Here is a 14,644-nt window from a genome sequence, read left to right as displayed (position 1 = left end):
CACCAGGCATCGACGCGTCGTACGACAGGAGTGTCGGCGAGGCGGGCAGATCGGTGGGGCGGAGTGGTGTGGGGCAACGCATGTCCTCTGAGTGGCCGGAGCGGGCGCTCAGTCGCGCGGTCAAGATCGGGTGCCCGGCCATGCATCTCGTACGGCAGAGGCGGATCGTGGGCGCCTTCATGCCGCAGGTCCGACATCGTCGGCGTGGAGCGTCTTGGTGAGGGCGCGCTCCGTGATGGCCGCGGTCTCCTTGGCGGAGGCCGCCCCGAGGACGTCGGCTCCCGGTTCGCGGTACCAGGGCTTCAGGTCGAGGAGGGCCGGTCGGACGCCGGTGGCCAGCAGGAGCGCGGAGCCCTTGGGGAGGGCGCGGATGCGGTCGGCGGGCAGGACGCGTTCCTGGCGGGTGGACACGGAAGTGGACTTGCCGGACTCGCTCGTGGACACCGAGACGGTGCGTACGTCGTGCTCGCCCACGAGGCGGCTCAGCTTGTCCGCGAAGTCGGCGTCGTCGATACCGGAGCCGATGAGCTTGATGGTCGCGGCGCTCCAGAGTGCGTCCATGCCGGCCTCGCCCCAGACCCGTACGCCCTGCCTGTACGACTGGAGGATCGTGATGGGGATGACGCCGCGGCTGCCGAGGTGGGAGTAGAGGTCGGGGAGGTCCTGGATCTTGCAGACGTTCGCGGCCTCGTCGAGGATCGCGAGCAGCGGGGCGTCGAGGCGACCGCCGTCGCGCTCGGCCTGGACGACCGCGGCGCGCATCACGGCGTCGGCAGCGGCGGCGATGATCGCCGAGGCGGAGCCGCCGCCGTCTTTCGACAGCAGGAACAGAGTGTCCTTGCTCGTCGCGAAGTCGCTCGGCTTGAACTCCTGAACGCTGCCGGGCTCGTTGGGAGGCGTGACCCAGGCGGCGATGCTCGGGTCGAGGAGACAGCTGGCGTACTGGCGGGCGGTCTCGAAGATGCCGTCACGGGTCTCGACAGCGCCGGCCATCGTGCCGTGCAGCTGTGCAGCGACAGCGTCGAGACCGGCGTCCTGGAGCAGGTCGACAGGTGTGCGGTCGGCGGGCGACGCGAGCCACGCGGACACGTCGGTGATGGGCCGACTGTGGCGAGCGGCGGCGAGGAACAGCGCGGTCAGCGTGTTCGCTGCGGCGGCGGACCAGAAGTCGCCTGCGCTCGATTCGTCCACGGACGCGGTGACGAAGTGCCCGGCCAGACGCCGAGCTCCGGCGAGATCGCGGGCGTCGGCGAGGATGTCCCACCACATCGTCTGCGGAGCGTGGGCGATCTGCTGCGGATCGAGCGTCCACACTGTCCCGACCTCGGCACGCGCGCCGAGCGTGGCGGTGTACGCGTCGCGCGCGGCCTTGTTGGAGGTCAGGAGCACGGGCCCGGGCGCGCGCAGGATCGCCGGGATCGCCAGGCCGGACGTCTTCCCGGACCGCGGGGCCATGATCGCGAGGAGCACGTCCTCCCACGAGGACCGCACCTCCTGGGAGCCGCCGGATTTCAGGCTCCCGAGCAGAACACCTCGGTCGTCGGGCTGTATCTCCTTGGGCTTGCGGCCTTGGAGGCTCGGCCGCAATTCGATGGCCTTGGCCGCGCTCGGCCCTGGGAGCAGGGCAGCCAACTCTGCTGGCCCCGCAAGTCCGTTGGGGTTGGTTCGGAAGCGCAGCCACACCTTGACCGCGAGAAGAACGACGGTGATGAGCACGAGGGCCGGCAGGCCGTAGCAGCTGATGTAGACCGCGGCCTGAGGGAGGTCCGGCCACAGTTCACGGGGACGTACGAGGGCCGTGTTCGGCTCGACGCCCACCCAAGGGCCGGAGCCAGCGATGGCGTTGGCGAGATTGCCGAACAGCCAGGCCATCGATCCGGCGCCGAAGCCGAGAACGAAGAGCCCGAGCATGACGCACAGCAGGGCGTCGGTGCCGGGGGTGGACGAGGGCGCGGCGGTGCGCGGAGATGACACGGCGGAGTCCAGGTGAGTGCGACGCGAACGGGGTCGGTTGTCCGGCGGCGCTGAGTTCTGGAGGTCATCACGGGAGGTCCTTGGGCGGGGAGGGACGACGAGCGTGGAACGGGGGAGGGGTGGGCGGCAGGAGCGATCTGCCGCCCACCCCGGCGAGGACGGTCGTGTCAGTCCTTCGGCGCGGGCACGATCTTGCCGCTGGGTTCCTCGGCGCCCACTGGCGATCCGAAGCTGCTGTAGGCGAGCGTGGGGACGGACTTCGACGTGCTCTCCTGCCGGATCAGGCGCGGCTTGCCGGTCGTGGCTACGTAGTACGTGACGTTCGCGCCTTCACCGCCGGACAGGCTTACGGGCACGACCGGCTGACCGTCCACCTTGGTCACCGCGCCCTTGGTCAGCTTCGCGGAAGCGGTGTCGGGCTTGGTGAACTGCTCGGTGTGGCAGTAGCTCGCCAGTCCCTTGAGCAGACCGTGGCTGGTGGTCCCGTGCAGCCACGCGCCGGACGGCAGGGAGGCACCGGGCCCGGCCATCCGCTCGACGGCCTTCGTCAGGTTCGCATCGAGCTTGGCCCATACCTCGTCGCCCTTGACGACGATCTCGTACGAGCCGAGCCCGGTCTTGCTGACGGTGCCGACGCACTCCATGGCGGACAGCGAGAGCTTCGCCTTGGTGCCGGGCTGGGAGCGCGTCTCGGTGAGGGAGCCGGCGTCGGCGTTGGCCTTGTGGCCGATGTTGTAGATCGCGGAGGCCGAGCGCTTCTGCACACCGTTTGGCTTCGCACCGGCTGCTGCGGCGGAGCTGGAAGACGAGGCCTCGGAGCTGCTGGATCCCTTGCCCGCGTCGGAGTTGTCGTTGCCGCATGCGGTGAGGGAAAGACCTGCAGCGACAGCTATGCCGCCGACCAAGGCTCGGGTGACGAGGCGGTGACGAACGGCGGGGGACTGGGAGGGGGTGAACACGGTGTCTCCTGGTGAAGAGGTTTGCTGTGGCGGGTGAGTTGAGCGCCGTGCTGGTGGCGCGGAGCGTGGTTGATGCGGCTGGTCAGCGCCTGCGTCGGGGATCGGGCACGACCGGCTGAGCCACGGAGGCCGTCTCGGTGCCGGACGCGGACGGAAGATTCCGCACCCTGGCAGCGGCGGAGTGCTGCTGGGCGGCCTGCGCCTGCCGACTCGGCGGCGTACGGCCCAGCGCCCGGAAGGCGTCTGCCGTGGACTCGAGCTCGTCGCTGAGCGAGATCAGCGTCGCGGCCGCGTCCTCGAAGGCGTAGGACAGATTCCATCCGGCCTCGGTCCCGGCGTTCTTGGCCTGCTCGGCCGCTGCCTCGAAGAACTCGCTGAGCCGGATGACGACTCCGTCGGTCGGGTCAGCGACATGCTCGATGAGTTCGGCGGCCCCGTCGTGCGACTGAACGCCGTTGAGTTCGTCGGTGAGTTGGAGGATCTGGTGACCGTGGACATGGACACCGCGAGGGTCGGACGGAGTGGTCACCTCCCCGACGAGGAGATCGGACCCGATGTCGACCCGGTAGCCAACGGCTTCCAGCATGCGGGCCGCGCGACTGGCCATCTCGTTCTCGCGCCGCTCGCCGAGGTCCCAGGGCAGGCGGTACCAGAGCGAGCGCGGCGAGGTCTCGGTGACGAATCCGGCCCGCTTGAGGAGCGTCGCCGCGAGCTCGTCACCGCCGTGAGCGGTGACGTTCCCGGTCTTGTCGCGGGTGATGACGACGTGTGGCTCGGCGGACACGGTTGACCTCCAGGGTCAGACGGCGGGAAGCGCCGGGCAGGCCGATGCCCGGCGGGTTGCGAGGATCATCGGCGCGCACATCCGACTTGGTCGGGCCGCGGAATCGGTGGTAGAGGCGCCTCGGCTCTACATGTGAGGGTTCTCCGTAGGTCGGTCCTCTGCGGACGCCGCCTCCAGCAGCTCCGGAAGGTCTGCGGGGTCGGCGTCGCGCTGGTCGATCCACCAGCCGGCCCGGGTCAGCAGGTGTACGGAGTCCTCAAGGCCCTCCCACTGGCGCTCGCCGAACGTCCCTTCGACCACGAGGGCGGTGTACGCGGCGGCGACGAGCTGATGGCGGCAGCGAGCGGCCCAGGAGACGGACCGGTCGGTGCCTTCCAGCGGAGGCATCTGGTACTGCTCGGACCATGCGTCCGCCGCGGACTGCTCGGCGGCCCGCCTCTTCGCCAGCCACTCAGCCTTGGACTCGGTGTCTTCGGCTCGGTCGGCCTGCCAACAGTCGGTGCAATCACGGGCGGCGAGCCACTGTGCGTAGCCGGCGCGACGGTCGGCGGGACGAGAGGAGAGGTCGATGCTGGCGCTGTGCGAGCAGGCGTGCTCGATGGTCCAGATCTTGTTCACGGGCATGTGGACTCCAAGAGAGGCGGGAACGGGTGGGCCGAGGGGCGGTCAGCGGACGCGCTGCCGCTCCGGTGCGGCGACCTCGCGGGCAGGGGCCACATCTGCGGTGGCGGCCGGGTGCCGAAGTGCTGAAGTCCGGCTTCGGGCAGGCGAGGTGAAGCACGCGGCCCTGGCCAGTTGTTCTTGGGGCAAAGGCCTGCTGCCGAGGTCGTGAAGGGAGGCTTCGGCTGGCCGGTCAGCGGATGGTCGCCGTGCGGGCGCTCGAGACCAGGGGTGGAGGTCGTACGCGGCCTCAGCGGTCACGTCGTACTTCGCGGCACGCAACGACTGAACCGCTTGCGCCGCACGCCGGACGGGCTCGTATTGAGGATCAGTGAGCGCGTACAGGTCACTGTGCGGAACTCGCTCGAAGGAGACCCGACGCAGCATGTGCTCGATGACGGGGTTGTCCTGCGATGCGACCGCTACGACGCCGTGGTCGACGTGATGGCTGATAGTGATACGGGGATGATCCGCTGCCATGAAGTGCACCTTGCTGTCGCTGAAGGGCGACAAGAGTGCAGCCCGGAGCGGCATTTGGCCGGGCCGGGAATCTCCGATAGACGCCGGACTCGGAGCTTGGTGTCGGCCCCCGGATTCTGTCCTTGGCCCTTGGGCCACGGACACGCAGCACGCTGAGAGCTCTGTTCGCCAATCACGTGGGGAGGGCCGCGGCCTCTCGCGCCCGCTCATGAGAGCCGTGCCGAACTGAGCATCCGCCCCAGCCACGCTCGATCGACGATCGGCCGCGGGACACTTCTCGGTAGCCCGGGTAGATACGGCGCCGAGTTGTGCCAGGGCGCCGCCGGCCAAGCCCGACGGCGCCCTCATCAGTGCCCGGCGGTGTATCAGGGCACGTGCACCAATTGACTCAGGTCAGGTCTGAGCAGCTCTCATCGGAGTCTGCGGCATCGATCCGTACCTGGACTTCCCCTGTCGTGGCCCCATGCGGGAAGTCGAAGGCGAAGCAGCGGTCGGCCGTGGCGTCCGCGGGTCCGAAGAGGGCTAGCGGACGGGTGTAGTGGCGTGTGAACAGGGCGATCACACGGGTGCGTTGACTTGTGTCCTGCACTTGGAACAGCAGACCGTTCTTACCTGCGGTCGTACGGAGGATGTTCCTCAGCTGTTCTCTCCCGGCGGGCCAGGTGGCTACGCGGTCCGTGACAGCGTCCGCGTAGCGTCTGGCGTCTGTACGGGTCGCCTCGAAGGCGGCGTTCTCCCGGTTGTTCTGTTCGATGTTGTTGCTGACGAAGTAGGCGACGGCGGCGAGGAGGACGGCTCCCAGGAGCACGCCGAGGACCTTGGCCCACGGCGCGCTCCTGCCGTCTCGTGAGGACACCCCCCGCGCCTACAGCTTGTCCACCGCGCGGCGGAACGCCGTCGCGTAGGCCGAGGTGCCGACCTGGTTCGCGTGGTAGCTCTCGCGGCTGATGCACCAGCTGCCGCCGGCCTCGCAGCGGAAGTCGCCGTCGCCGACCGGAGCCTTGACGATCTTGTTGATCCCCTCGGGGTCATCGCAGGCACGTCGGCCTTCGAAGTCCGCGTTGGGGGACTCGAAGGACACCGGAAGGCCTTGGGCCTTGAGTGCCGCGACCAGCTCTTTCTGTTTGGTTTCCATGTAGCGGGCGTGGTCGTTGAGTCGGATCATGCCCGCGCCGCCGACACCGCTCACGCAAGTGGTTGCGTCCTGGTTGAACAGTTCGGGATAGCCCATGAGGACAATCTTCGCGTTGCTTGCTTCGAGGTTGATCTGGCGCAGCAGGTCCTCGATTTTCGGCATGGTGTTGTCGATGTCGCGCCGTACGTCTTCGTCCGCGGGGCAGCCTGTGGTCGCGCACATCTGCATGACCTGCGGGAAGCCTGCGTCGTTACCGCCTGCCGTGAGGGTGACCAGCGTGGTGGCGTCGGTGAGGGCGCCGGAGTCGAGTTGTGTCTTCTCGTGGAAGTTGCCGTCCCAGCCCCAGTGGTCCTTGCCGTCTTGCTGCGGGTTCCCACTGGTCATCTGCCAGGTGCGGGCCCCGGAGCAGGACACGTTCTGGTAGTCGATCGAGGGGGAGTTGGTGTCCGTGAGTTCACCGACGGTGGCCGAGTGGCCGGGCAGGGTCGTCTTTCGGGACCACGAGTTGTCACTGCGACGGCAGGCGTTCCAGCGGTCGTTGCCGAAGTCGTCGTCCGTCTCCTTGAGGTAGTTGCCCGCGCCCTCGCCGGAGGTGTACGAGTCACCGAGCACTGCGATCACGTGCTGCGGCTTGTTGGGCAGTGGCTGGAAGGCAACCGCGTCGAAGGCCACATCGTCGTCACCTGTGCCGTCGTCCGTCTGCGTGCTCAGCCGGACCCTGGGTGTTCCGTTCATCTTGTACGTGCCCAGGGAGACCCAGTCGTTGGACTGCCGCTTCTGGTTGATGTACCGGGTCTCGGTGAAGGTGCCGCCGCCGGTGTCGATCTCGTACTTCGCTTGCTGGGTGTGGGCCCCGTGGTCGGGAAGGTGAACCATGACGCGCATCCAGTCGGTGCGTGAGCTGCTCAGCTTCCATGTGGCGGTGAACTTCAGCCGCTGGCCCTTGGCGTCGTTCTGGCGGGTGTGGCCGAAGTAGAAGTGGCCGCCGAACCCGGCGCCGAGCTGGTGCAGGTCCACCTTGGACGGCCAGCGCGTGTACGACTGCGAGGGGTGGCCCCCTGTTTCTCCGTCGCCGAAGTCCATGGAGAAGGTGCCCTGGTTGTTCCAGCCGCTGTTGCTGCAGCCGGGCCGGATGGACGGGGTGCCGTCAGGTACGTCGTCGATGATGAGGGCGTTCGAGGGCAGTCCGTTGATCGTGCAACTGGGCGGGTAGGCAGTGCCGTCCGCTTCTTCGGGATACGTGTCGTTGAAGCGGACGAACTCGTTGCCGCAGGAGTAGGCGCAGTCGGTCTTCCACTCGACCGGCTGGTGCCACCAGCACTTGTAGTCGCTGCGGGTGCAGGGGCCGGCACCGGTCTCGTTCTGCGCGCCGTCGCTGATCTTGCCCGGATCGCAGCCGTTGTCGGTGGTGCAGAAGGCGTCCTCGGACGGCTTGACGCGAGCGCGGTTCTGCTTGGCGCTGCCGTCCACGGTGGCGTCACCGCTGGTTCCGTTCCACCAGGCGGCGCGGAATGCGGGGACCAGCGTGCCGGGCGCCTCGAGGAAGGACGGAGGGTGGGCGGCGAAGCCGAGCACCTTCTCCTGGTAGGGCCAGTCCTGGGGATGGGCGGCGTCGGAGGCACGCTCGTTGCCGAGTGCGTCCTCCATGAACGGGGTGCGTGCGGCATCCCATTCGGGGTTGGCGGGGTTGTTGGCCCAGCCCACGCCCCACGGGCTGCCATCACCCTGGTCCGCGTGGAAGCCGGAGTTGTACGCCCACAGGGCGAAGGTCCAGTTCTCCAGCTTCGCCGGGTCACCGTTGTTGATCTGCAGGCCTGCCTTGCGGGTCTCGTTCCACTTGGAGACAAGGATCTGCAGCCCAGCGGCGAGGTTGGCCGTGTAGTCCAGGGCAACCGCGCGTTGCTTGTCGTACGGCCATGCCGTGCCGCCGTGGCCGTCCTCCCTGCCTGCCAGGCGCATGTGGTCGGTGACCTGGCTGATGCCGTAACCACAGTCGGCCTCGGCCCAGTTGATGTCCCAGTCGTTCAGCGGCTCGCCGTCGTAGTAGTCGATTCCGTAGTAGTTGCCGATCAGCGGGTTGCCGGTGACCCCGGGCACGGCCGAGCGGGCGGCCTGCCACATGTTGGATTCCTGTGTGGTGACGCCGAGCATCACCTGTGCGGGAACCCGGCCTCCGCCCTCCAATGCGGGTGCGGGGAACAGGGTCTGCGGCTGATAGGCGGGCATACCAAGGTTCTTCCAGTTGGCCGGCCGGCTGATGTGCTTGTTCAGACCGCCCTTGATGGCCTGGTCGACAGCCCATTCCACCTGCCGGGGCTTGGGCTGCATCGCCTGGTTGCGCGGGTCATTCCGTGGTACCGAGCAGACCCGCTCCGACTCCACGATCTCGGTGCGGCCTCCTGCAAGCGTGCCGACACCGGACTTCTGCACCGAAGCGCTGCCGGACTTGGGAGCAGCCAGTGCAGGCGTACGGTCCCGGCCCTGGCTGATGCTGCTGCTTTGCCGCCGGGCGGGGTCGATGGTGAAGGCCGTTCTCTTCCTGCTGTCCAGGATGGTCATCTCGACATTGACCGGCCGGGAGGCATCCGCATCGACGCCGTTGATCAGTGCTCCTTGACCATCGGTCCATGCCGTCGCCGTCACCACGGCCTCACCACGCGTGGAGACCCGAGAGTCCTTGGGCGTCTTGGGGAGGTGTCGGACGGTCGCAGGAAGAGCTTTGCCTACGGGGGCGCTCTTGCCGGTCAGATAGACCGCGCCCGCATGGTGGGTCAGCCCGGTATCGACCAGAGGGCCCTCCGCCAACACCCTGGGCCGGGATGTCTTGGGGGCCGGGGAGCCGATCTGGCGGGCACTGATTCGCTTGGCCCTGGTCTCCTTCTCCGACGCCCGCTCGCTGGACGCGGTGTTCATCCCGGGAGAGGGCTTCTTGTCGAGGAAGACTAGGCCACCGTCGGCATCCGGGGTCAGCCGATAGGGCACGGAGTCGGTGTCGACAAGTGCGGTCTTCTTGCCTTCGGCGTCAATCTTGACCACATGGGCGCCGGCCGCGCCGACCAGTGAACCGTCCTTGGCCAGGACTGCGGAGGTGACTTGCCCCTTGGTCTCCACCGGCTTGCTCAACTTGCGAGTTGCCGCATCCAGCCGTACCAGCCGAGTGGCAGCCTTGTCCTCACCACCCGACTGTGTCAGCACCGCATCCTCGCCCACACCACAACCGGGGTTGTAGTACGACAACGAGGCCTGCAACGGCAGCTTGGTGACCTTCCCGCTCTCCAACTCGACCACCGCGGTGAATGCGCCTCGAGCCATCAGGTCGGGCTTGTTGGTGAAGGTACGCGGCGCATACACCACCACGGCGCGCTTGCCCGAGCCGGTCACACACGCGTTTCCGATCCATGAGTCTGCTTCAAAGCCTGGCTCGGACAAGGAGGCGGCCGTACGCCAGGTATAGCCGCTGTTCTCCGAGGCGGTGAGCAGATGGAAGCCACGGGCGTCGCTCGCGGTCGTCCACGCCAGGTCCCTCGACTTCTTGTAGCCCTCGCCCAGCAAGGCCGCGCGCTCCGGAGCAGGAACCGTATCCGGCTCCTTCTTGTCCGGCTTCTGCACGGACGGCGATTTGCCCACCGTCTCATCGGCCCAGGCCGTGGCCTGAACCAGCCCTCCCAGTACGGCTGCTGCGGCCAGCGCCGCTACAGGCGTCCGTAACCTTCCCCGAATTCTCAAGGCTCTCCCCAACTCGGCTGGATCAACACACCACTTGCAGCACGAAGTACGGCCCCGCCGTAAGGCGGGGCCGCATCACACGTGCCTATCCGTTATCTCTGAAGGCAGAAGCCTTCGCGACCGCTGACTTGTTGTCCGCCTTCAGGCCGTCCAACTCCGCCTGATGCTTCTGGATGGCGGCCTGCTGGAGCGCAACCTCGGCGTCGAACCAGGTCTTCTCCACGTCGTACTGGTCCCTGCAAGCGACGTCGGCCTTGGCGGTGGCAATCTCCAAGTCCGTCACCTGGTACGGGTCGTTGAAGCGCGGATCGTCACTCGCTTCCATCGGCTCCTTGTATGAGTAGCCCTTGCCACTCATGCACGAAGACCATTTGGCGAACGCTGCGAGCACGTCCGGATTCTCCATCGACGCACGATAGGCGTCGCCGCTGATCTGCTGAGCGAGGCCGTCCTCCTGGGCGGGGGGAACCTCACCGTCGGCCTGCGCCACGCACCCCCTCAACGTGCCGTCGTCGGCGCCGGATTCGTCGACAGCACCCGCATCCATGGCTGCGTCGTAGGCCTTCTGTTCGGAGGCATCCGGGTGGTATCCGCGGCTGGCAACCTGCTCCGCGTCATGAACGCCATATCGCCAGTCGGTCAGCGTCTTCCCGCCCAGTTCGGGAAGATCCGGAGCCGGAGCCCACTCGGCGAACCCGGCCTTCTCCATGCACGCGTCGATCAGCGTGTCGCGCGCGCCCGAGATCAACTGTGTGTCGGCCTTGGTGGGCAGGTACGCCTCGATGGGCAGCCGCCACGTCGCTGGATTGCTCGGGTCGCCCACGAGCGCCTCAGCTTTCGTGCTGCTGTCGGCCGCAGCAGACTGTGCCGGCTTCTCCTCCTGTGACGGTGCGTCGACGGTCGCCCCGACGAACACCGCAGCCCCCACGGCTGCGGCGGCTACAGCCGGCACCGCGACCTTGACAAACACTCCCCGAGAGATCACTTCGCCATCCCCTCCTGCACCGTTGCCCGCATGCCGCCCATTCGGATTCACGTCCACCGGAAGGAGGCGTTCTCGTTGTAGACGTTCACGAAGCGGTCGATGTGCTGGTACGGCGCCATGGCGTCCTGAGCACCCTTGTAACCGCTGTTGTAGTACACGCGTGCCGTGTACTTGTAGTGGTCGTTCTCGCCCGACGCGGCGTTGTTCTTGATTCTCTGCCCGGACCCGGGCCAGGGATTGCTGACACCGAAAGTGCAGAATCGCAGAGCGTACGAACCAGGATCGCTACCACCAGGCCGTATCGCGTCGAAGTCGTAGACGCTGTAGCCGATATTCCGGTACGAGCCCTGCTGGCCGGAGTTGTAGTGAATGTGGAACTTGAACGACGATGTCGACTTGGACTCGCAAGCCTCCATGCTGTGCAGGTTTGCATCGTCGCCACTCGATGCCCAGGCGCCGGGCGCGACCGCCACAGAAAGGGAAATCGCAGCTGTCACGCCGAGCGCCAGGGCAAAGGGTCTTCGCATGTGCGTCTCCGTCCGCAAAAGGGATACCGTCGAGCGGAGGGCACTCTCTACCGGGACATCGAGCAGTACGGCCCCCTCCGCACTCACCGAGGTGAGAATAGAACGGAAGCGATCAAATGCCGTGCCGGTTCTGTGGGTTCGCCCCAGGGTGGCCGAATGCGATGCTGCCCGCAGCGGCACTCAGACGTAAGCGGCGCACCCTCTGGCCTGGACCAATATGTGGAGGGCTGCCATGGCGAGCGTGAAGAAAGCGTGACGCAGCGGCCCTGGAAAGGCCGAAACCTGCTGCTCGGGAACGGGCTCTCGGCGCTGGTGGCATGCCCTGGTCTGATGCCACCTGCCACCTCGCGGCGACGAGGATCCCTCGGTCTGGAGCGCTGCCCAGCGGGCCCCGCGCCAGACCGTATCGCGATTCGGACCTCGGCCCCGCGGCTCACGGGGCGCCGGTCGATCAGTAGGGGGGGGCGCGACCGGCGCCGTCGACAGGGAGTCGGGCGGTGAGTTAGGAGCCTGCGGGCAAATCCCTGCCCGTCGTTGACCGTTGACGTGCTGATGCCCAGCCCGGTGTGTGCTGCGAGCCTGATCCGGATCTGGTCAGGCACGGCGGTGGCTCCTGCGAGCTGTGGAGTTGGCGTAGTGCTGAGCGAGGCGCTGAAGTGCTCGGCGGATTAGGCGGATGAAGGCCACGGACTCAGGCCGCTCAGGTGTGCATGCGCGCGTCGGTGTTGAAGAGTTCGCGCTCTCGTGGGTGCAGGAGGTGCTGGGTGATGAAGGACCGACCTGCGACCTTCCAGAGACCGCGGCCCTTTGTGATCGCGGAGATCGCCTGAGTCTCGACCCCGGTCAGGCCCAACAGGGAAGCTGCTGCGGCGAGTTGATCCGACTCTTGGCGGTAGATGATGCGGGTGGAGCAGTCGGTGAGGAGGCCTTCGGCGAGGGCTCGGCCACGGGAGCCGGCGTCTCCTGCGGTGAGGAGGTCGCTCAGGCGGTGGATGACCATCATGTTGGCGATGCCGAGCCCGCGGGAGAGCTTCCACTGGCTCTGCATGCGCTCGAGGAGCGCGACGTGCCGCATGACCCGCCAGGCCTCGTCGTAGATCACCCAGCGTCGTCCGCCGGTGGGGTCGGCGAGCGCGGCCTCCATCCATGCGGATGCGCACGTCATCGCGAGTACGAGGGCGGTGTCGTCGCCTGCACCGCTCAGGCGGGACAGGTCGATGGACAGCATGGGGGCGTTCGGGTCGAAGGCCACGGTGGAGGGCGCGTCGAACATGCCGGCCAGGTCGCCGTGGACGAGGCGGCGCAGGGCGTGAGCGAGGTCCTGGGCAGCCTGCCCGAAGTGACCAGGGCGGTCGTTGCCGAGTGCCGTGTCGAGGTGCCCGGGGAAGTTGAGTACGTGGGCGACGTCGCTCAGGAGCGGGGTGCGGCCGGTGCTTTCCACTTGGGTGACGACCTGGTCGAGCGCGACGTCCAGGGCGGTGTGCTCCATCGGGTGGAGGTCACGTCGTAGGACGGTCTTGGCGAGCGAGCCGAGGAGCAGGAGGCGGCGTTTGCGGACCTCGCCGGTCCAGTCGGTCTCGGGGATCCCTGGCGGCCGGGTCGGTGCGTCGAGGGGATTCAGGCGTCCGGGGAGGCCGGGGCCGAGCGCGATGGTCTGTCCGCCCAACTCCTGGGCTACGACGGTCCATTCGCCCTTGGGGTCGCAAGGTACGTAGATGCGGTAGCCGAAGGCGACGGCCCGTAGGGCGAGGGATTTTGCTAGGGCGGACTTGCCCATGCCGATGATGCCGGCGAGGAGGATGTTGGGGTTCGTGAAGCCTTCGAGTCGGCCGTAGAGCGCGAACGGGTCGTACGTGAAGGCGGCTTCGGCGTGCACGTCTCGGCCGATGTAGATGCCCTGGGCGCCGAGGCCGCCCTCGGCGAGGTATGGGTAGGCGCCCGCGGCGACCGCGGTGGTCATGCGGTGGGCGGGGAGCTTGAGGTGGCCGCCGCGAGAGGAGGCCGGCCCGGGGCGGCCGCTCACGGGGTAGGGCGGTCGCTGGTCGAGTTCCGTTTCGTCGGGGGTCTGGTCGGTGCGGGGGAGGGAGGCGCGGCGGACCTTCTCGCGGGCGGCGGCGAACTGGTCGCGGGTCGTCCGGGCGTTGCGGCAGTCGCGTTTGCGCGGAACGAAGAGGGGGGTGGCGCTGGCGCGGGTGTCGCGGTGGGGCATTGGGTGAGCTCCGGTGAAAGTCAGTGGCGGATCAGACCGGTGAACGGGCCGTGGAGGTCGGCAGGGGTGTGGTCGCGGCGAACTCGCGCCGAGGTCGTCAAGTGGCGTTGGCAGATGGTGAGTTCGGGAGCGCCTTCGGGGAGGCGTAGTCGTGTGCACGTCTGCCGGACACGCTTGCGTGCCTCCTGCGCCGGTGGCGCCGCGTGGTAGGCAGCGTGCAGGTGCTCGGCGGCCTGCCACAGCCGGATACGGCAGGCCCGCAGGTGGTCGCCCTCGACCTCGGAGACCTGGCTCGTGCGAACGGTGTGTGCGTCGATGAGTCCGTACAGCGCGGTGGTGTGGGCGTGGAGAGCGTCGAGTTCGGTCCTGCTGGCCGCGGTCGGGGCCTCGGGGAGGTTGAGGGCCCGGTGGAAGTCGAGTGCGGCGGTGGCGAACGGGACGAAGTCCGGTGCGAGGTCGGGCAGGGGCTCGGTGGGCATGAGGGTGTCCTTCGGTGGAGCGCGGTCGGTCGGGCTGGGGGCGCTCTAAGGACGGGCGAGAGGCAGGGCGGCGTTGGTGAACGCCTCGGCCTGCTGCCAGGTCAGCAGCCGCAGGTCGACGAGGGCGGAGACCGCTGCAGTCTCGACCGCTGCGCAGGCGGAGTTGAGCTCCTCGTCGCTGTCCGCGCTGACGGTGAGGAGACCGGTGAGGGCGACATCAGCGTGACCGGCGATGAGCTGACGCTCGCGTTCCTTGATGTCGGCGTACTCGACCGAGTCTTCCTCGGAGTCGACCTGCCCCTTGCGCTGTCGCTCGGCGGCGTCGGCGATGACGGTGGCCTTGCGGCGCTGTACGTCCTTGAGCGCGGAGTCGAGGCCCTTGGGCGCGTAGGTGAGGGAGAGGCTGCGGCGTACGCCGGAGGTGAAGAGGAGCTGGTGGAGGAAGCCGGGGTGGGCCTCGATCCGCGGCCAGTTCTCGATCCAGTACGTGGCGTGGTGGGCGGAGTCGGTCTGGATACGGTCGGCCTTCTCGATGAGTACGACGGGGCCGGCGGCATCCGGGTCGGCCTGGGGCTGGCCGGAGGCGGACCAGCGGTCCAGGGCGGCGGACGAGACAGGGTCGTACGCGGTGCGGATCACGGCGGCGATCTCGGAGGAGGGAAGCCAACTGCTCGGTGTCAGGCCCGAGTTGTGTGCAGCCTGGTCGAACGTCGACGTGAGCTGCCC

At 67.9% G+C, this 14,644-nt stretch carries 11 protein-coding genes; all 11 read right to left on the bottom strand.

Annotated features, from left to right (window positions below):
* Positions 1-177: 177 nt before the first annotated feature.
* The gene (locus tag ACIDOF_RS27460; RefSeq protein ID WP_409008797.1) at positions 178-1,974 is read right to left on the bottom strand and encodes a type IV secretory system conjugative DNA transfer family protein; all 1,797 of its coding nucleotides are present in this window, start codon (positions 1,972-1,974) and stop codon (positions 178-180) included.
* Positions 1,975-2,141: 167 nt separating this feature from the next.
* On the bottom strand, positions 2,142-2,738 hold the full coding sequence (locus ACIDOF_RS27455; protein ID WP_409008796.1) for a hypothetical protein: 597 nt from the start codon (positions 2,736-2,738) through the stop codon (positions 2,142-2,144).
* A gap of 277 nt (positions 2,739-3,015) precedes the next feature.
* Positions 3,016-3,717 carry a hypothetical protein gene (locus ACIDOF_RS27450; RefSeq protein ID WP_409008795.1) on the bottom strand — a complete coding sequence of 234 codons (702 nt, stop codon included), beginning with the start codon at positions 3,715-3,717 and terminating at the stop codon, positions 3,016-3,018.
* 126 nt (positions 3,718-3,843) lie between these two features.
* Positions 3,844-4,341: a hypothetical protein gene (locus ACIDOF_RS27445; protein WP_409008794.1), complete on the bottom strand. Its 498-nt coding sequence runs from the start codon at positions 4,339-4,341 to the stop codon at positions 3,844-3,846.
* A gap of 904 nt (positions 4,342-5,245) precedes the next feature.
* Complete coding sequence (locus ACIDOF_RS27440) at positions 5,246-5,713, bottom strand: hypothetical protein (RefSeq protein WP_409008793.1); 468 nt, start codon at positions 5,711-5,713, stop codon at positions 5,246-5,248.
* Positions 5,714-5,722: 9 nt separating this feature from the next.
* On the bottom strand, positions 5,723-9,601 hold the full coding sequence (locus ACIDOF_RS27435; RefSeq protein ID WP_409008792.1) for a hypothetical protein: 3,879 nt from the start codon (positions 9,599-9,601) through the stop codon (positions 5,723-5,725).
* A 202-nt stretch (positions 9,602-9,803) separates the two neighbouring features.
* Positions 9,804-10,760 carry a hypothetical protein gene (locus ACIDOF_RS27430; protein ID WP_409008791.1) on the bottom strand — a complete coding sequence of 319 codons (957 nt, stop codon included), beginning with the start codon at positions 10,758-10,760 and terminating at the stop codon, positions 9,804-9,806.
* A complete protein-coding gene (locus tag ACIDOF_RS27425) occupies positions 10,751-11,230 on the bottom strand; it encodes a hypothetical protein (RefSeq protein WP_409008790.1) in 480 nt (159 codons plus the stop codon). Before ACIDOF_RS27425 ends, ACIDOF_RS27430 begins: the two co-directional genes overlap by 10 nt.
* Positions 11,231-11,930: 700 nt before the next feature.
* Positions 11,931-13,439 (bottom strand): ATP-binding protein, encoded by a 1,509-nt coding sequence (locus ACIDOF_RS27420; protein WP_409008789.1) that lies wholly within the window; start codon positions 13,437-13,439, stop codon positions 11,931-11,933.
* A 20-nt stretch (positions 13,440-13,459) separates the two neighbouring features.
* On the bottom strand, positions 13,460-13,918 hold the full coding sequence (locus ACIDOF_RS27415; RefSeq protein ID WP_409008788.1) for a DUF6238 family protein: 459 nt from the start codon (positions 13,916-13,918) through the stop codon (positions 13,460-13,462).
* A 45-nt stretch (positions 13,919-13,963) separates the two neighbouring features.
* The coding region (locus tag ACIDOF_RS27410) for an SCO6880 family protein (protein WP_409008787.1) at positions 13,964-14,644 on the bottom strand (681 nt) is incomplete at its 5' end.

Origin of the sequence: Streptomyces sp. Da 82-17, from assembly GCF_046098215.1 — a bacterium.
Classification (GTDB): domain Bacteria; phylum Actinomycetota; class Actinomycetes; order Streptomycetales; family Streptomycetaceae; genus Streptomyces.
The sequence above is the reverse complement of the archived record's forward strand: the minus strand, read 5'-3'. Positions and strand labels throughout refer to the sequence as shown.

Bases quoted from the DNA above. Each gene is read 5' to 3' on its own strand.
- ACIDOF_RS27425 (WP_409008790.1), bottom strand. From the start codon at position 11,230: ATGCGAAGACCCTTTGCCCTGGCGCTCGGCGTGACAGCTGCGATTTCC.
- ACIDOF_RS27420 (WP_409008789.1), bottom strand. From the start codon at position 13,439: ATGCCCCACCGCGACACCCGCGCCAGCGCCACCCCCCTCTTCGTTCCG.
- ACIDOF_RS27445 (WP_409008794.1), bottom strand. From the start codon at position 4,341: ATGCCCGTGAACAAGATCTGGACCATCGAGCACGCCTGCTCGCACAGC.
- ACIDOF_RS27415 (WP_409008788.1), bottom strand. From the start codon at position 13,918: ATGCCCACCGAGCCCCTGCCCGACCTCGCACCGGACTTCGTCCCGTTC.